We start from the raw sequence: 18,055 nt of genomic DNA on the forward strand, positions 1-18,055 counted from the left end.
TTCCATCAATTTTATTCAAATAGCCCCATACTTAAATAGCGTTCCCCTGTATCAGGTGCAATACATAAAACCTTTTTACCAGCACCTAAACGCTTCGCTATCATTATTGCGGCGTAAACAGAAGCTCCTGAAGATGGCCCTACTAGTAATCCTTCTTGTCTTGCCAAGTTCCTCATTGTAGTTAATGCCTCTTCATCTGCAATTTGCATAATTTCGTTATACACTTCTGTATTTAAGTTTTTGGGAATAAACCCTGGGCTTGTTCCGACTAGTTTATGAGGGCCTGGAACACCACCAGATAACACTGGTGATCCTTTCGGTTCTACTACGGCAATATATAAGTTTGGTAGTTTCTCTTTTAACGTTTCACCGGTCCCTGTAATTGTTCCGCCTGTTCCTGCGGTTGCTACAAATGCATCAAGTTCTCCATCCATTTGTTCATAAATTTCAAGTGCAGTCGTATAACGATGAATATTCGGATTTGCTGGGTTTTCAAATTGCTGCGGAATAAAACTATTTGGAATTTCTTTTTGTAACTCTAACGCCTTCGCAATTGCTCCTGGCATTCTTTGTTCTGCTGGTGTTAAAACTACTTCTGCGCCGTATGCTTTCAATAAATTAATACGCTCTTTGGACATATTATCTGGCATAATTAAAATAGCTTTATATCCTTTAGCAGCTGCATTCATCGCTAAGCCAATTCCTGTATTTCCACTTGTCGGTTCAATAATTGTATCACCTGGCTTAATGAGACCGTGTTCCTCGGCAATATGAATTAAGTTATAGGCAGCACGATCTTTCACACTGCGTGAAGGATTAAACATTTCCAGTTTTACATACACATCCGCTGCGTCCTCTGGAATAAATTTAGATAATCGGACAACAGGTGTATCTCCTATTAATTCTGTAACGTTTTCACATAATTTCATAGCGCATCCCCTATTCTATCGTTTTCTTATCATTTGGCAGTAACAATGAAGTAAGTCCAATTAATGGTAAACCACTACATAATAGCATAATAAATTGAAGACTATACATATCAGCTAATTTCCCAAGGACTACAGCACCTAATGCTCCAAGACCAAACGCAAGACCGACAATTAATCCTGACACCATTCCAACTTTCCCTGGGACAAGTTCTTGAGCATATACAACGATTACACTAAAACTACTAGAGCTAATAAATCCAATGCATAAAAATAACGGTACAACCCACATAAGAGAAACGTGAGGTAACAATAGTGCAAGCGGCGCTGAACCGAGCATCGAAAAGACAATAATCTTTTTCTTACCGAATCGATCCGCTAGCGGACCACCAAAGAAAGTACCTAATACACCAGCAATCATAAAAGCGAAGACGAAATACTGTGCATTTTTTATAGATAAACCGTAATGCTCTATTAAATAAAATTGATAGAAATTCCCGATACCAGCACCGTACCAAGAACGTACGAATGTTAGAAAAACAAGAAGTATAATAACAAATTTAATGTGCGTACTTACAATCGCATTTTCAGCCTCAAGTGCAGCCCTCTTTTTCCTTCTTACAGCACCAGTGGCTAATTCATTTTTATACCAATTTGATACGAAAATTAGTAATACAATTCCAACTGCTGCAAAGGCTGTAAAACCTAAAGAACCAATTTGACCAAGCGGAACGAAAATTAATGCTGTAAAAATAGGTGCTAGAGAATTCCCTGTATTTCCCCCCACTTGATAAATCGCTTGTGCTAAACCTCGTTTTGCACCGGCTGCCATGTAAGCAACACGAGCGCCCTCCGGATGAAAGACCGCGGAACCTAATCCAATAAATAAAACAGAAATAATAACAACTATAAAGTTCGGTGCAAATGCGAGTCCAATCATCCCAAGCATACTCGAAAACATACCGAGCGGTAATAAAAATGGTGACGGCCTCTTATCTGAATACATCCCAAAAACCGGCTGCATAATCGATGACGTCATATTTAACGCAAACGCAATCCACCCTACTTGCATATAGGATAAATTCATCGTTTTTTCCAAAATAGGAAACAACGCTGGCACAACTGCTTGCATCGAATCATTCAAAAAATGTCCGAAACTAATCGCAAATAATATTCGATATATTGTCGGTGTTTCTACTGTATTTTTTTGTGAAACTGCCTGCATATGTGTATTTCTCCTTCCTGTACAAAATATATATTTATTACAGTTAGTTTGAGACTCCCACGACTAAAGTCGCAAGCCCGAATCCTTACGGAATTACGGGTGGGATTCTTGAATGACTAAACGTTCGCAGTCCATTTCTGTTTTGAACAGCCTTCAAGATGAGGGCATCTCATTGCCCCTCCTAAACCAGACCATATAGGTGCTTAGGCTGATTGACTGTTACCATCAATCACAGTTGCGTAGCGAATATTCATCGCCCCAACGATGTCACGGTGTGTCTCAAACCCACATTGACACTTGTACTTTCTGTCTTGTGCCCTGTTCTTTTCAGCGCATTTCGGACAGCTTTGACTTGTATAAGCTGGATTCACATATTCAACCTGAATATCAGCTAATATCGCTTTATATTCAATAAATTTTGACAAACGATAGAATGACCAAGTGTGTAGGTTTTTTTCGTTTTTACGGCTTGTTCTTGCCGTCTGTCTTATATTCGTTAATTGTTCTAATCGAATGACAGAAATATGATTTGCAATCGCAAAATTAATGATTTCACGACTTATTTTATGATCTTTATCTTGCATCCATCTTTGTTCTTTATCATCCAATCGCCGAATCGCATTCACTTTTTTGGCTTTTCCTAATTTCTTACGAATACACCGAAACTTACGCTTCTTACATTTGTTTTGCCTACCATTTCCAAAAAAACGAATCTTATCATCCTCTGTGATTGCTACTGCGGGGACCTTGAGACCTAAGTCTACTCCTAAAATTTTCGTTCCTGTCCTTTTATTTGTAGGAAGTGTGACAGATATTTGGGCTATCCACTTATTCGATTTCTTTGTGATGCGAAGTGTGCCTAATTTATGTTTTAATAGATTCAGATTGCGATTGTTTTTATCGCTTAATAAAGCTTGGATTTTTACACGAGTCGACTTTCCATTTACCTTAAACGGAATTGAAATATGAGTGGCGTCAAACGAATAATTTTGATTGTTCCATATACAAACAGGCCTCTTTAAAATCGGAATGATTTTATAATTGCTTTTCTTTACTTTTGTAGCAAACAAACTTTTCGCGTCTTTGATTGCTTGATTCTTCACCGCACTTGGAATATTTGCTTCGATATCTTTTGTGCTTTTTTTCGTACTTTTCTTTGCTTTAACCATTTCTGATACAAGTGTATTTATAACTTTGATATATTCGTGACTACTTTGTTCTAATAAACGGATTTGCTCTTTTGTTGGAATCAATTTCACTTTCACTGTTAGGGGCTGTGACATACGTTTCATCCCCTTGTTTTTTGATTTTCAACATCGTTCATTTGATACATTTCTAGCAATAGAAACAAAATAAGAACGTGTCCATAAACTTTACAACTACATGAGGTGAGGAGATTTTCCTCTCAAACACTTTGAAACGTACTTCTATCATCGTTGATTCTAGTTACAATGTATCATTTACTTTCGAAAAATTACAACAAAAAGACTCGAAGAAACTACCTATACTTTGGATACTTAAAGTACCACGAACCTTGCGATTTTCAGTGGCACTCCGTATCCAACCTCACTTTCATCCCATGCCTAAAGGCGATGGGCTTTCTCGTTCGGAAAGGGCTGTAATAAATTTAGACTTTAATCAGAATAAATTCTGAGTTTTGAAACATTTCTATTCTATACTGGTTTCATTTCTTTTTCCAGAAATTCAACTTCTAAAAAAATATATTTTTTCTATGTGCTTTGTCGGATTTATTCATATGAACTCTTTGTATTTTCTTTTATACTAAGGCAGGACGAAAGGAAGGCTTGCAAATATGAAGAAAAAGACGATCCTAAAACATATTAGGATCGCCTTTTTTTATTAAATAGAAAAACGCTTATATTTCTCATAATCACTCGTCTTACATTCTAGTACCATTTTCGTACCTTCGTTTTCATAACTCGTAGATAAAACGTGTGCATGATTGTTGAAATACGAAACTACCTGCCCTTGATCATACGGAATTAACATTTCACACTTCGTATACTCTTTATAAATGTGTGAACGAACTACTTCTACAAGCTCTTTAATTCCAACATGTTTCTTCGCAGATAGATAAACGCGATCTTCTTGCACTTTCGGAATTTCAACATCTACCAAATCTGATTTGTTGTATGCATAAATCGTCGGGATATTTTCCACGCCAATTTTCTTTAACGTTTCATTTGTAATATCAATTAATTGCTCATAATTGGGATTTGAGTAATCTACAACGTGAATGAGTAAATCCGCTTCTGCCACTTCCTCTAGCGTTGAACGGAAGGCTTTCACAAGATGATGCGGTAATTTACTTACAAATCCAACAGTATCCGTTAATAAAAATGATTTATTATCCGGCAAATCAATATTTCGTACAGATGTCTCTAACGTCGCAAATAACATATCTTTTTCAAATACTTGTTTTTCTACAGTACCATTAAAAATTTCAAGCATTGTATTCATTATCGTTGATTTACCTGCATTCGTATATCCTACTAATGATACAACTGGCATTTCATTTTTCTTACGTTGTTTACGCTGCGTTTGACGTTGTGCAACAAGTGCCTCTAATTCTTTATTTAGAGCTGCAATTTGTTCTTCAATTTTACGACGGTCTAATTCCAACTTCTTCTCACCGACACCTTTATTTTTCGTGCCAACTCCCCCGCTCTGTCTTCCTAACGATTCACGAAGACCGATTAAGCGAGGCATCATGTACTGAAGATGGGCCACTTCTACTTGCAACTGCGCTTCTTTCGTTTTCGCACGCTGCGCAAAAATATCCAAAATTAAAATGGTACGATCAATTACTTTACAATCTAAATCCTCTTCTAAATTTCGAATTTGTGAAGGAGATAATTCGTCATTAAAGATGACCATATTTGCATCTGCTTCTTTCACATACGCTGCTACTTCTTCAATCTTCCCTTTTCCAATATAATGCGACGGATTTACTCGTTGTAAATTTTGCGTCACTTGACCGATTACTTCCACATCACAAGCTTCCGTAAGATTTGCTAACTCTTCCATCGAATATGCAAAATCAGCTTCCTTACCTAAATTTACTCCAACTAATATTGCTCTTTGTAATAATTCTTCCATATATTTATTCCTCCATTTCGATTACGCAAAATAAAAAACACAGGTCACTGCCTGTGTTTTTGTAAACGGATAAGGGTTCACCAAAGAAATAGAAGAAAGCAGTGCTTTCGTCCTATACATGGTCAAAAAGTCCCAAGATAGTATACGTATCCAACAAGTGTTCACCTATACTATCCCATTCTATTTATAAAGGCAAAACAAAAAGAGGGCGTATTCGTCCCTCCCTCTTTTTCACATATAAGCTTAATAAAGGGTTCCTTTAAAATAGGCAGACCAATCCCGTTCACTCTGTACACAGACAGAGCCTTTGAGCGCTATTCAATTATCGGCACAAAGTATTGAGACGTAATCTGATTAAGATCAAAGGAAGCCCCTCCGTTCATTTTAAGTTACATAAAGTGTAGCATAAGTAATTCGCTTTCACAAGATTAAACCACCTATAGAAACCGAAAGAAAATCTTTATATTTTTACTTTAATCGTCATTTTTTGCGAGTTCTTCTCACAATAAAAATAACAACAGCAATTAACAATAACACACCTATAGAAATGATAGTTACTTGCCACCAACTTAAACCGCTTACCATTTCATCTTTTAAATCCACTTTCTTCGTCGGAACAGACTCTTTTGTAATATGACGTAAAGCCATTTTCTCTATCTCTGCCTCATCTAATCTCTTCGTTCCACTGCAGCTAGATGTCTCCAACAGTTTCACTTCTCCTCTATGAGAAGTGAACACTAGGTACTCTCCTCCCTCTGCAAAACGAAATGCACAACTACTACTACTGCTTGTATATATAATAATTTGCGAAGAACTTGTCCCTTTCCAAATTTTCTTCACTTCAAATAATGTTTTCATTCTTCCGTCCTTCTCTTGAACTTCTAATACCTTACCTTCAAACACTACATCATTTTGTTGTAACCTCTCTTCTGGTGATGCTTTAGTACAATCACAAGCATAAGATTTCTCTGGTAAAATAAAATAAGTAAAGCTACAAATTAAAACAAGAGACAATACATATACGATTCTTTTCAAGAATCTCAAACCCCTTCATTATCAAATTTAGAAGCTTTCCGTATATTATTTGGACATCACTCCTCAAATCCCTTTCCGTTTATTAAAATATATTAATTTTATTAAACAGAAAATCTTTATCAATATTTTTACGATCTAATATTAGTATCAGATTATAAAAATAAGTTAGGAGATGTTCTTATGAATTCTCAATCTCGTATTACTGCAATTGGTACTTATGTTCCAGATCAAATATTATCTAATAACGATTTAGAAAAGAAGGAAAATTAAATAATGGAGATACACTTTTACTGTAGGGATTTGACGATGGGTGTATGCATTTAGGACTTATTGTGGAGTGGGATTTAAACTGAAATTTCCTTTTATACAACTAACATTACGGTAAATGAAATTATATCAACGATTCCAGTTAGACTATTAGTTGATCACAAAAAAGCGGCATTCAAAGATTGATTATCTCCCTTTGAACGCCGCTTCTTTTATCTGAATTTTATTTACCTGTCTGAGACCATATCACAACTGGAATAAGCAGTAAGGCTACAGCCCCTCCCGCTAATGATAATGCCGCATAACTTGAATTAGCTACTACCATACCTGACATCGCTCCACCAGAAGCTCCAGCTAACGCAACAAATACATCTATTTTTCCTTGTGTTTTTGCACGTGTAGAAGGTATAGTTGCATCAACAATTTGAGCTGTACCACTTATTAAACCGAGGTTCCACCCTAACCCAAGTAAAGACAGAGCAACAATTAATAATAGTAAAGAATCACTCGGCGCTATCGCAGCTATGACACCCGCCGCTAGTAAAATTACTCCACCAGCTATACTCATCGTAGTTCGGCCGATTTTATCAATTAACATTCCTGTAACGAGAGACGGAAGATACATTGCACCTACATGAAAACCAATTACAAGCCCTATTGCACTTAAACCATGACCATGATGCCCCATATGAACTGGCGTCATCGTCATAATCGCAACCATCACTATTTGAGTAAGTATCATTACGATTGCTCCAACAGTAACACCACGTTTATTTTCTATCATTTCTTCTGTTACTGGTTGCCCTTTATATGTATGTTCTTGTTTATATGTTTCTATTATGTTAGCAATAATTAATGGATCTGGACGAAGCATAACAAAAAGTACAAGACCCGCAAGTATAAATGCCGCTGCTGATAATATGAACGGACCAGCAAGGTTAGGAATTCCAATTGAATGGGCAAAATCTCCCATTACGCCTACTAAATTTGGACCAGCTACCGCACCAAAAGTCGTCATAACCATCGTAATACTAATAGCAGTTGCTCGTTGTTTCTTATCTGCTAAATCGGTACCAGCATAACGAGCTTGTAGATTCGTCGCTGTACCCGCACCATATATGAGTAAAGAAACTAGTAATAGAATAATACTATTTGTTAACGCAGCCAATACAACTCCAATAGCTCCTAGTCCTCCTACTATAAACCCTGTTGCAAGTCCTATTCGGCGACCATATTTTTGCGATAACTTCCCAACAAAGAAAGCCGCTACCGCAGATCCCATTGTAAACATAGCAGCTGGTAATCCTGCATACGCATCCGTCCCAAGCATTTGCTGTGCAAGAAGTGCACCTACTGTAATACCAGCAGCTAATCCCGCTCCGCCAAACATTTGTGAAATACTTACGATTATTAACGTTCGTTTATATAATTTTTGTTGCTCTTCTTCTGTATACATATGATTACTTATTAAAGCATCTGCTATATCTATCATTTCCTCACCCTTCCTATGAAACTAATATCTCTTGTTAATGTACTATAAAACAACAAAATCCCAAAATTGAAAGCGCTTAAATTTATCCATATTTCGTTACTCCTACATCTTAAATAATGCTAAGTTCCTTTCGTGAAGAAACTTAGCAAAAAATTATTGTTTCCAAATAATGATTAAAGTACGATTTATTACAAATACCATTCCAAGAATAATAGCTAAGGTTATTTGATCAACAACATATAGAGCAACTGAGGTAACTCCAAACAATATGATTTCCAACATAAACCTATATGGTTCTGGCAGTTTTAATGATGCTTTAGGTGCAATGAAAATCCCCCATATTGTCGCAAAAAGTAGTGGTGAGCCAATGCCAAAAATAAATTTCACATATACACTTTCCCAAAATTGAAAGCCCCAGTAACATAGTGATGCAAGAGCACCTAATTCTAGAAAAAATCGAATCACTAAATTTATAGGTTTTATAAACATTTAAAGAACACCCCTTTGAAAAATATATTTAAAATCCTATGAAAATAATATTATGCATCCGTTATTTGAACTTGATACGTGCCCATTCATGACATGTAAAAAACAATTATACATCTTATTAATATTATTTAGTTTATCTTTCTAAACTTCGAAAACTTGATCTTGACGGATAATGAATGAAAGCAAATATTTAATGACAGTGATACATATGCCTATAATCACAAAATAAAGAACTCCACGGTTTACGTTTCGCCCATTACCGAGGAGTTCCCAAAATAATTCTATAAATTTTTTTGGCAGCTAACGTTCCATAATTAAAATGCGATTCATATTTAGCCTATTCCCCTACTACTCTTTCTTAAAGTTTCCCCTTCCTAAAACAACAAACTTACTACAGCACAAACTAAAATAATTGGTACACTCGCTTTATATAAATATATAAAATACTTCCAACTAAAAAGCTGTCTTTTAATTTGGGTTTACCAAATTAAAAGACAGCTTCCCTTCATATTTCCTATACAAACCTTTTTACTATTTGACTCCTGCATCTTGCACAGATTCAATTTTCTTTTTCTTTCCTTCTTTTATTTCATTATAATAAGAAGGTAATTCTATATTATGCTCTAAGAAATAATCCTCAATTAATGAAATAATTACTTTCAATGTTTTCAAACGGGCGTATAATTTATCATTACTCGCGATAATATGCCATTTTGCATTCGGCTTATTTGTATTTTCAAACATGTCTTCTATTGCTTCGACATACTCATCCCGTTTTTCACGATTTCGCCAGTCTTCATCTGTAATTTTCCACCTTTTAAGAGGGTTGTTCTCTCTTTCTGTAAATCTCTTTAACTGTTCGTCTTTACTAATATGATAGAAAAACTTTCCTATTATGTAATGATCATCAGTTAATAGTTTTTCGAAATCATTAATTTCACCATACGCTCTCGTCCACTCTTCTTTTGTAGCAAAACCTTCAACACGTTCAACTAATACACGCCCATACCATGAACGGTCGAATATAGTAATTTACCCATATTGAGGAAGTTTCCGCCAAAAACGTTGTAAATAATGATACCGTTTTTCATGAGGAGCAGGCGCCCCAATTGGATTTACTTGGAATCCACGCGGATCAAGATGTTCAGTTACTCGCTTAATCGCTCCGCCTTTACCTGCCGCATCCCAACCTTCCATAACCATCATAACGGCTATTTTCTCTTCTTTTAATATTTGCTGTAGTGCCAATAAGCGCATTTGATATTTTTCAAGTTTCTTATTGTACTTAGATTTTGATTCAATTTTTTTCGTTAAATCTACTTTAGCAAGATGCTCTTTTTCCATCAAACGAATCCCCCTTGTTATATGACAATGTTATTTTAACATATTTATTGGTAATTTTTTCTTGTTCCAAAAAAGCTGTGTAGAAAATCTCTACACAGCTTCTTTCTCTAATTGTACATCCACCTCAATATTCTCTCTTCTATTCCTTACAGCTTTCATAAAGAATACAGCAGTTAAAATAACTGTAATAACCGCACCTACAATATACGATGTATTTAGCGGAATATTAAAACCAATTTTTGCATTTAAAATATAAACAACTGTCATGAGCGTCATAAATATCGCTGGAATTAAAGAAACGATATACTGTTTTCCTTTTATAAATAAATACATCGTTCCAATCCATAACGCAATGGCTGCAGTCGATTGGTTAGCCCAAGAGAAATACCTCCATAATAGTGTAAAGTCAATTTTCGTTAAACCCTATGCAATAACAAATAATGGAATCGCAATAATTAAGCGATTTTTTAATTTTGTTTGATTGAAATGGAAGTAATCCGCAATAATAGAACGTGCCGCACGGAATGCTGTATCTCCAGATGTAATTGGTAATACAATGACACCAAGAACAGCTATTGTGCCACCCACAGCACCTAACATCGTCTTCGAGATTTCACTTACAACCGCAGCTGGTGTACCCGATTTAATTAGCTCATTTAATTCACCGTAAGAGAAAATACTCATTGCCGCAGCTGCCCAGATCATTGCAATTATCGCTTCTGCAATCATCATACCGAAAAATACATAACGGCCATGTTTCTCCGTTTGAAGTGTACGTGAAATAATTGGTGATTGTGTTGCGTGGAATCCTGATAAGGCACCACACGTAATCGTCAACATTAATAATGGGAAAATAGGTGCATTGTCTGGATGCATATTTTCAAACGTTAGCTCTGGAATAGGAGAACCTTTTATTATCATCATTCCCCCTATGCCAATAGCACTTATTAGCAATAATGCACCTAATACCGGATAAATTTTACCAATAATTTTATCAATCGGTAAGATAGTCGATAAAATGTAATATATGAAAATTACAGATAAAATAATAGTTATTGACAATTTTCCTTGCAATACAATATCAAGTAATGATGCTGGCGTTGTTATAAATACAGTTCCTACTAATACTAAAAGTAACAATGAAAAAACATTTACAATATGTCTCATTGCATTCCCTAAAAATTTCCCTGCTAATTCAGGAATATGCGCCCCTTTATTTCGTATAGAAATCATCCCTGTAAGATAATCATGAACGGCTCCTGCAAAAATCGCTCCTATCACAATCCAGACAAATGCAACTGGACCATATAAAGCACCTAATATTGGTCCGAATATAGGACCAGTACCTGCAATATTAAGTAATTGAATCATAGAATTCTTTCGCCTATCCATAGGTACATAATCTATCCCATCTTGATTCACATAAGCCGGTGTCTTTCTCGAATAATTTACTCCAAATATCTTTTCAATTAACTTTCCATATGTAAAATAACCGATTATCAATACGACGATTGACACTAAAAATGTAATCACTTCTATCCCCTCCCCCTTCAGAAAGCATTTTCTTATTTCTATATAAGAAATCGCTTTCAATTTATTCTAGCATGTTTAACTATATTAAATAAACGTTTTATACAGAATTTTTAGCATATTCTTTTTATAAGATAAAAAAAACAGCCTCTCTTATTTACAATACCCCCTTACATTATATGGTATATTTTTTCACTAAGAGAAGATAATAACAAATAAATCCTTTAAAGAATGGGAGCTCTCTAAAGATGAAACGAAAAATATTTTCTCTCTTTGCACTAATCTGCTTAGCACTACCAATACAAGCTAGTGCATACACATTTCAATCACTACCAATTGCGTCAAAGTCTAAACAGTGGTATATCGAAATTGACAAATCTCATAACTCAAACAAGCAAGCCGTGCAGCCAAAACAAGGTGTATATGATACGTATAGTTTACTCTTAAAAAATATTGGTAATGATGTTGCAAATGTATCGGTGGAAATACTTGATAACACACCTACATCTAAAGCTACCTTTAATCCTACTTCATCTAATAACAACGTTTCAAAAAGTCATACAAGCTTTGACTACATGGTATTCCCATTAGACTTTAATAGCCATAATTTTAAAGTTGTCATTACTTGGGAAGAAAAGAATTTCTCTTACAACGGTCATCCAGTACATGAGAGTAAAAAAATGAAGCAAACATTTGTGTTTAATGAAGAGTAAGTCCTAATTTGATTAGGGCTTACTCTTTATTTACAAAACCCGATTGAATTGCTTCTGTCACTTCTTTTGCAATATGTATTTTTGTAGCGTCTACACATATTTTTTTGTCCCAAACATGTACGGAAGGCTCTTCATTAGACAAATGCTTAATTAAGATGAATCGATTATATGTCATTTTATTTTCTATAGGAGTAGCAATATACACCGTGAAATTCCTTGCTTCAAATACCTTTTCTCCCAAAACGTATTTACATCCCAACTCATGTACTACTAAATCATGTAGATTTTCTATAGTCATATACCATCCCCCCCTTTTTGCCTACATAATCAATCGAACCGCCGAATACTTGGTACAGACAATGCCATTCCAATTGTTATGAGTACTAAAATAGCTAGCATTATAATTGTTATCTTTCCACCTATTACAGTAGCTAACCAGCCTACAACCACATATCCTAATGGCAATAAAGCAAATGAACCTAACATATCAAGGCTTGCCACTCTTCCAAATGCTTCTTCTGGTACAAGCTCTTGTAAACTTGTTTCCCAAATGAGCCCAAATATCATAATACCGAATCCTTCAATTGCCATTAATCCAATTAAGACAGGTGCCCAAGAAACGAAAGGCATAATTAATAGTGCCATTCCACTTATTAAAACACCGCCATACGCAAGTAATCCTCTCTTATGCCACTGCTTCCTCCCACCAAAAATTAGCGCTGCAATTACAGCTCCAGCACCAGAAGCAGCCATACCCAATCCATATACGTAAGCTTCAAAATGATGATGAACATTAAACAACCATGGAATTAATACAACGATAATGCCTGCATAACAAATATTAACGAAAGAAAAGACTAGAATAGTAATCCACAACCACGGATGGCTTTTTAGAACAAGAATCCCTTCCATAAAATCTTGTTTGTAATTGACTTTATTTCTTTCAAATTTCTGTATTTTATTAAACTTTATTTCTTTTAAAAATAATAAACATAAAAATGATAACAAATACGTTGCTGCATCTAGTCCGAAGCCTATCCCTGCAGATGTAACTGATACTATCAACCCTCCAAGAGCCGGTCCAATTAATCGTATACCCTGATTACTCATTTGCGTTAATGCGCTAGCTGCATTTCGAATTTCCGGTACAAATACTTTCGCTCTTACAGCTGAATATGCCGGCTGAAATATCCCTTCCATAAGTCCATATAATGCAACAAGTACATATAAAAGTGGAATTGTTAAAATGTCCATAAATATAAGTGTTGCAAATAAGAGCATTAATATACAGCGAATTATATCTGTAAATAACATCAATTTCACCCGGTCAATTCGATCCACGACTAATCCAGCAAACGGTAACGCAAGAATATTAGGAAGCATGTATATTGCCATAGTCATTCCCATTACAACTGTTGAACCAGTTAATGAATACACAACGACTGGCAGAATAACCATCGTTATCGAACTACCTAAAGTCGAAAGTAATTGCCCAATCCATAAAAACTTAAAGTGCGGTGACACTTTAACTGGCAATAACAATTTACCGACATAACCTAAATTTTTCTCTGTTGGTATTTCTCCTTGCATATCTCTCTCCTCTTTTCAAATGATTATAGACTTTATAATAAATAACTGAAAATTAATAATATTCTATTTTTAATTATATAAGAAACTATTATATTATGGTAAAATTATCAAAAAAAGATAAAGGAGAATACATTATTATGCCTCAAAATTCTCATAATATCGAGCACCGCATCTATACAATGTGTATGATCCAGCGAAATAATGACGCTTTACTTATAAAACGCCCCGACCATCGAGGTTTTCCTGGCTACATAGCTCCTGGTGGAAAAGTAGATTTCCCAGAAAGCATATTACAAGCTGCTATACGAGAATCGAAAGAGGAGACCGGACTCCACGTTTCTAATTTAATTTTCAAGGGGTTAGACGAATATGTAAATCCTAAGGAAAATGTTCGATATATGGTATTTAACTATTGGACAGATTCATTTGAAGGTGAACTCCTTTTGAATCCTCCTGAAGGCGAATTATTATGGGTGCCAATTGATACAGCACTCAATCTTCCTATGCAAGATTGGTTTAAAGAGAGATTCCCATTATTTTTTGAAAAAGGTACGTTTGAAATTCAGCGTGTCTGGGACCCAGACTTGGATAAACAAGTTGCTATGACAATTACCCATACATAAAAAAGCTTGGAATCTCTCCAAGCTTTTCTTACTTTCCCTCTATTTTCTTAATCTCATAATCAATTTCTAAAAACTTAACTCCAAATATCCACATTCTATGATTAGCTTCTAATATTTGATCGTTGCGCTCTTTAATAATAAAAGTCTCTGCTAATGGTAAACGTATTGTAAAGAAACGAGTATGTAAATAAATCCCCTCATCTCCCCTGCCATTCTCTCTTAACTTACTTGTAATGATTAAAGCATTATCATCATTGCATAACTTCAAAATACCAGTCATATTCGAATATGGTAAAGGTAATGCGATATTCATATATGTATCTTTCTTGTATGTATGCTTTGAATAAAGAGCTACAAAAATTGTCTCTCCTGCTTCATTTTTTCTTAGCCAAGCCCTTACATTCTCTCTTCCATCCTTCTCATCTATTATCCCAATGATAGAGCCATGCATCGTTTCCCACTTGCCGCCCATTCCTAAATGTATTTGTCCTACACGCTTACTCATTTTCTCATAACAAAATGCAACCGGACGGAACCAACGAGTCCATTTAATATGCGATTGTAACTCATACTCTTTTGTATTTTCATAAAAACGAATAATACTTAAAGGAATCTTCGCCATGTCAAATGCCTCACTATGAAAATCATTCATTTTATCAACTAAACCTTTGTATTCCTTGCGATCTATTAAATTTCTGTTATGTAAAAATGCTTCACCAACTGTCGCATTTCCTCTTAACCTGCTCATTGTTTTCCCGTAATATTTATAATTCGGAGTACTCTTTTCAATCATCCAACCAACAAATGCTGGTAACGCTACTCCAATTCCATTTACAACACCGTGAATCCAAACCATTTGTGCAATTGTAATCGTCATTACTTGTTTGAAATTTCCGTATGAATATATGAGTGAAAACATTATTGTTACCATAAGTGTGCTAGAAGAAAGAACTAAAAGTACCTTCGCACTTATAGCATTGAATTTCGTTCTCCACACGTAAACTCCATATCCATAAATCGCACATAAATATATGAACACTGCAAAAAATTCAAATATCCTTGAGTATGTAATTCCTATCGCAACTGTCATAGGTGAAATGACTATGATAAACATAATAGCATCATACACTTTACTTCTCTTTTCTCTTTTCCTTCCAAGTAAACCAACTGATAACGGCAATAGAAATGCCGAGTAATGAAAGTGTGCCGCTGTAAGTAAAACAATGTCAGAACTAAAGTGCATAATTGAAACCTTTGCTACTGAAGCAAAAAACCAAAAACCACCTAAAAACAAATAAATAAATGCACTATCGATAGCCGTCTCTTCTATCGGTTTCCATCCTCTTTCTAACAATCTACTTACACCAAATAACGCAATGATTCCTGTATATGCAAACCAAAGTAGCGCAAAGAAATAGTGATTTGTTACGAAAGCTAGCATTGCACTGATTGCTGCAATTGGATATAAAAACGATACAAATTTATAAAATAATACATACGATCCATTTCTTTTTTTCTTGTCAATAATACAAAAAGACATCGGTATAAATAACAAAATAGATAATAAAATAATTGCTTCAACTGGGTTTACATTTGACCACTCACATATTAGAAAAATAATATAGCAAGCAAGCCCAAATAGTATATTTTTCATATCGTTTATTCCCTTTCCACAAATGTTCCCTTATATGAAAATAACGAACCAATTAACGGATTCCGTACTTGTACATGAATTCGAAAACATTGCAGTGCATCATCATAACTTTCAACAATTTTTGCCTCTCCATATAAAAATTTTGGTAACGGGATTTTTCTTCCAAACATAAAAAACCATTGTTTCTTTGAAGAAATATGCATCCCGCCTTTTTCATCAATATAAAAATTCAATGTAGAAACGAGTAAATGTGGCTCACCAAAATAATCTACAATTTCATTATTCTCTTCATCCAACTGCATAACAGCGTTAAAATATCTTTTCTTATTATGAAAATAAAAAGTACGATTCCACCGTACAAACTCATTTCCATGTTCATCTCGCTCAGCGGTATTATGTATCACAAACGGAACTTTTTGCCCTCGATCAGAGAAAAACATTCGAAACTTCGATGTAATTTTTAATATTAATTTAACGAAAAAAGATCCTCCATAAATTTCATCCATTTCCCCTTCCCCAATAAAGCTATTTTCCTTTGTTATCGCATATCGTTCCTGCAATTTTGGATGAAGCCTTTTATAAGAATCCCCTAATAATCTTTCATAAATATTAACCATATACTTATCCCTTTCTCGTCCTCTTGCAATTTTTTGCGCTTGGCAAATTCGTGCTATTTATATAACCGACAATCGATAACCCTATTAGAAGAAAATTTAATGTAATCGGATTAAACGGTTGCGTAAAACTAGCGATATTCGTCGATCCTGCCGCTAATGTTAAAACTATCAACAATATAATATGCAATATAAATAGTTTTCGCTTTTGAAGTGGCAATAGCCACATAACACCCCATATTATTTCTAAAAATCCAACTATTTTAAGTATAAAAATACTACTTTCATTCGATCCGATTAGTGCAGAAAGCATCTTTACTTCTTCTGAATGAGTAAACATCAATTTCGGTACAATCCCTTGATATAACCATACGAAAGCAAATAAAAAGCAAACTAGCCAATACGTCATCGTTCTTCTAATTAGCAACTTAGGATGAAGTCCCTTTTCTAACCATAATTTTAAAGCATCAAAACTCCATGCTGTCGCCCAACCTAATAGTGGACGAAAAACATATAAATCTATCACATTTCCTATACGACCAAATCTCGTATCATAATCATATTGCGTTTCAAAATGAATATGTTCTTCATTCGGTGTATACTTCCAATAACCACGCCCTATTTGTATAAGTGATAATTGATTGTCTGTCCAAAATTTTAAAGAGGAAATGCGTTCTCCAGTTTCTTTTCTTATTTCACCTATCGATTCCCCTTCTCCGGCTATTTCAAGTCCAAATCCGATCTTTGTTTTATATAAAAACTTCTGTGGTTCTCCCTCTTTTTTTTCTAAATACGAAATCTCAGTAAAACGAGCATCCCACTCTGTATGTATATCAGGCTCTTGTGTATATGCCCATAGTTTCTCCATTGTTGTGTTCATTTCTGTGGCTACATAAATAGGCTTTTTCTTCCCCATCCTTCCACCTCCCATGCGCTATATTTTCAATGTACATGCAATGAATCGATTTTGCTACATTTTTCACAAACTAATTTAATAAAAAGATAGAATTTCAAAAAAATACAAAAAACACTTGATTCCCTGAAAAATTTAAATTATTATAAAACAAATGTTACCAACAACTTCATAAATCATACACTCTCGCCTAAAACGTGAGATAGAGGTTGCAACGCTTATAAGTATTCTAAAGGAGACACAGAGATGTCTATGATTTTAGAGGAAAGGAAGTGTTGCCGAAATTGATAAATTTCTCTGCATTTATCAATTGGGGCTGTTTTCGAATAGAAACAGAACTGTCATATGTACAGACGTGTACGTATGAAGAGCTATCTACAAAAAAGAGATATCATTTTTATGATATTCCTTTTTTGGCGGTTTTTTTATTAGCTCCGTTTTCTGTTTCCCTTTTCCTGTAACAGCACCATCCTCACTTATTTGAGATGGTGTTTTTTGTTTTTCTCTCTGGTAACTACAG

14 protein-coding genes, 3 pseudogenes and 1 riboswitch are annotated in these 18,055 nt (G+C 34.9%); of the genes and pseudogenes, 3 read left to right on the forward strand and 14 right to left on the reverse strand.

Features of this window, described 5'->3' with window-relative positions:
* Positions 1-11: 11 nt before the first annotated feature.
* From cysK to MKX66_RS10740, 5 genes are all read right to left on the reverse strand, one after another.
* Positions 12-929 (reverse strand): cysteine synthase A, encoded by a 918-nt coding sequence (cysK, locus tag MKX66_RS10720; RefSeq protein ID WP_341086125.1) that lies wholly within the window; start codon positions 927-929, stop codon positions 12-14.
* Positions 930-939: 10 nt separating this feature from the next.
* A complete protein-coding gene (locus tag MKX66_RS10725) occupies positions 940-2,151 on the reverse strand; it encodes an MFS transporter (RefSeq protein WP_341086127.1) in 1,212 nt (403 codons plus the stop codon).
* A gap of 203 nt (positions 2,152-2,354) precedes the next feature.
* On the reverse strand, positions 2,355-3,434 hold the full coding sequence (locus tag MKX66_RS10730; RefSeq protein ID WP_341087640.1) for an RNA-guided endonuclease InsQ/TnpB family protein: 1,080 nt from the start codon (positions 3,432-3,434) through the stop codon (positions 2,355-2,357).
* Positions 3,435-4,011: 577 nt separating this feature from the next.
* Complete coding sequence (hflX, locus tag MKX66_RS10735; RefSeq protein WP_341086128.1) at positions 4,012-5,271, reverse strand: GTPase HflX; 1,260 nt, start codon at positions 5,269-5,271, stop codon at positions 4,012-4,014.
* A 480-nt stretch (positions 5,272-5,751) separates the two neighbouring features.
* Complete coding sequence (locus MKX66_RS10740) at positions 5,752-6,306, reverse strand: cobalamin biosynthesis protein CbiN (protein ID WP_341086130.1); 555 nt, start codon at positions 6,304-6,306, stop codon at positions 5,752-5,754.
* 180 nt (positions 6,307-6,486) lie between these two features.
* Here MKX66_RS10740 and MKX66_RS10745 point away from each other — a divergent pair.
* Positions 6,487-6,564 (forward strand): annotated as a pseudogene (locus MKX66_RS10745) (3-oxoacyl-ACP synthase); the annotation flags it as partial.
* Between the two features lie 232 nt (positions 6,565-6,796).
* Here MKX66_RS10745 and MKX66_RS10755 read toward each other — a convergent pair.
* The 4 genes and pseudogenes from MKX66_RS10755 to MKX66_RS10770 form a co-directional block, all read right to left on the reverse strand.
* Complete coding sequence (locus MKX66_RS10755; RefSeq protein ID WP_341086134.1) at positions 6,797-8,065, reverse strand: MFS transporter; 1,269 nt, start codon at positions 8,063-8,065, stop codon at positions 6,797-6,799.
* A 153-nt stretch (positions 8,066-8,218) separates the two neighbouring features.
* Positions 8,219-8,554 carry a YrdB family protein gene (locus MKX66_RS10760; protein ID WP_341086136.1) on the reverse strand — a complete coding sequence of 112 codons (336 nt, stop codon included), beginning with the start codon at positions 8,552-8,554 and terminating at the stop codon, positions 8,219-8,221.
* A gap of 531 nt (positions 8,555-9,085) precedes the next feature.
* Positions 9,086-9,898: pseudogene (locus MKX66_RS10765) on the reverse strand (polyphosphate kinase 2 family protein).
* A gap of 90 nt (positions 9,899-9,988) precedes the next feature.
* A pseudogene (locus tag MKX66_RS10770) lies at positions 9,989-11,431 on the reverse strand (carbon starvation CstA family protein).
* Between the two features lie 245 nt (positions 11,432-11,676).
* On the opposite strand from MKX66_RS10770, the gene MKX66_RS10775 reads away from it, so the two are divergent.
* Positions 11,677-12,141 carry a hypothetical protein gene (locus tag MKX66_RS10775; protein WP_002086342.1) on the forward strand — a complete coding sequence of 155 codons (465 nt, stop codon included), beginning with the start codon at positions 11,677-11,679 and terminating at the stop codon, positions 12,139-12,141.
* Positions 12,142-12,160: 19 nt separating this feature from the next.
* On the opposite strand, the gene MKX66_RS10780 is transcribed toward MKX66_RS10775, so the two are convergent.
* Complete coding sequence (locus MKX66_RS10780; RefSeq protein WP_002135550.1) at positions 12,161-12,439, reverse strand: hypothetical protein; 279 nt, start codon at positions 12,437-12,439, stop codon at positions 12,161-12,163.
* A gap of 29 nt (positions 12,440-12,468) precedes the next feature.
* Positions 12,469-13,731: an MFS transporter gene (locus MKX66_RS10785; protein WP_341086137.1), complete on the reverse strand. Its 1,263-nt coding sequence runs from the start codon at positions 13,729-13,731 to the stop codon at positions 12,469-12,471.
* Positions 13,732-13,868: 137 nt separating this feature from the next.
* On the opposite strand from MKX66_RS10785, the gene MKX66_RS10790 reads away from it, so the two are divergent.
* Positions 13,869-14,354, forward strand: a complete 486-nt coding sequence (locus tag MKX66_RS10790) for an 8-oxo-dGTP diphosphatase (protein WP_326996428.1) — start codon at positions 13,869-13,871, stop codon at positions 14,352-14,354.
* 28 nt (positions 14,355-14,382) lie between these two features.
* On the opposite strand, the gene MKX66_RS10795 is transcribed toward MKX66_RS10790, so the two are convergent.
* Genes MKX66_RS10795 through MKX66_RS10805 form a run of 3 tightly spaced genes read right to left on the reverse strand, consistent with a single transcriptional unit; the run spans position 14,383 to position 17,538 of the window.
* The gene (locus MKX66_RS10795; RefSeq protein ID WP_326996427.1) at positions 14,383-16,008 is read right to left on the reverse strand and encodes a YndJ family protein; all 1,626 of its coding nucleotides are present in this window, start codon (positions 16,006-16,008) and stop codon (positions 14,383-14,385) included.
* A gap of 5 nt (positions 16,009-16,013) precedes the next feature.
* On the reverse strand, positions 16,014-16,625 hold the full coding sequence (locus tag MKX66_RS10800; protein ID WP_341086140.1) for a DUF4166 domain-containing protein: 612 nt from the start codon (positions 16,623-16,625) through the stop codon (positions 16,014-16,016).
* A gap of 4 nt (positions 16,626-16,629) precedes the next feature.
* Positions 16,630-17,538 (reverse strand): DoxX-like family protein, encoded by a 909-nt coding sequence (locus tag MKX66_RS10805; RefSeq protein ID WP_002126739.1) that lies wholly within the window; start codon positions 17,536-17,538, stop codon positions 16,630-16,632.
* Between the two features lie 192 nt (positions 17,539-17,730).
* Positions 17,731-17,917: riboswitch (Lysine riboswitch) on the forward strand.
* Positions 17,918-18,055: the final 138 nt, after the last annotated feature.

This window comes from Bacillus sp. FSL R9-9530, assembly GCF_038008145.1.
GTDB classification, from domain to species: domain Bacteria; phylum Bacillota; class Bacilli; order Bacillales; family Bacillaceae_G; genus Bacillus_A; species Bacillus_A mycoides.

Coding starts and splice junctions, on each gene's coding strand:
- cysK (WP_341086125.1), bottom strand. CDS start 929: ATGAAATTATGTGAAAACGTTACAGAATTAATAGGAGATACACCTGTT.
- MKX66_RS10725 (WP_341086127.1), bottom strand. CDS start 2,151: ATGCAGGCAGTTTCACAAAAAAATACAGTAGAAACACCGACAATATAT.
- MKX66_RS10730 (WP_341087640.1), bottom strand. CDS start 3,434: ATGTCACAGCCCCTAACAGTGAAAGTGAAATTGATTCCAACAAAAGAG.
- hflX (WP_341086128.1), bottom strand. CDS start 5,271: ATGGAAGAATTATTACAAAGAGCAATATTAGTTGGAGTAAATTTAGGT.
- MKX66_RS10755 (WP_341086134.1), bottom strand. CDS start 8,065: ATGATAGATATAGCAGATGCTTTAATAAGTAATCATATGTATACAGAA.
- MKX66_RS10760 (WP_341086136.1), bottom strand. CDS start 8,554: ATGTTTATAAAACCTATAAATTTAGTGATTCGATTTTTTCTAGAATTA.
- MKX66_RS10775 (WP_002086342.1), top strand. CDS start 11,677: ATGAAACGAAAAATATTTTCTCTCTTTGCACTAATCTGCTTAGCACTA.
- MKX66_RS10780 (WP_002135550.1), bottom strand. CDS start 12,439: ATGACTATAGAAAATCTACATGATTTAGTAGTACATGAGTTGGGATGT.
- MKX66_RS10785 (WP_341086137.1), bottom strand. CDS start 13,731: ATGCAAGGAGAAATACCAACAGAGAAAAATTTAGGTTATGTCGGTAAA.
- MKX66_RS10790 (WP_326996428.1), top strand. CDS start 13,869: ATGCCTCAAAATTCTCATAATATCGAGCACCGCATCTATACAATGTGT.
- MKX66_RS10795 (WP_326996427.1), bottom strand. CDS start 16,008: ATGAAAAATATACTATTTGGGCTTGCTTGCTATATTATTTTTCTAATA.
- MKX66_RS10800 (WP_341086140.1), bottom strand. CDS start 16,625: ATGGTTAATATTTATGAAAGATTATTAGGGGATTCTTATAAAAGGCTT.
- MKX66_RS10805 (WP_002126739.1), bottom strand. CDS start 17,538: ATGGGGAAGAAAAAGCCTATTTATGTAGCCACAGAAATGAACACAACA.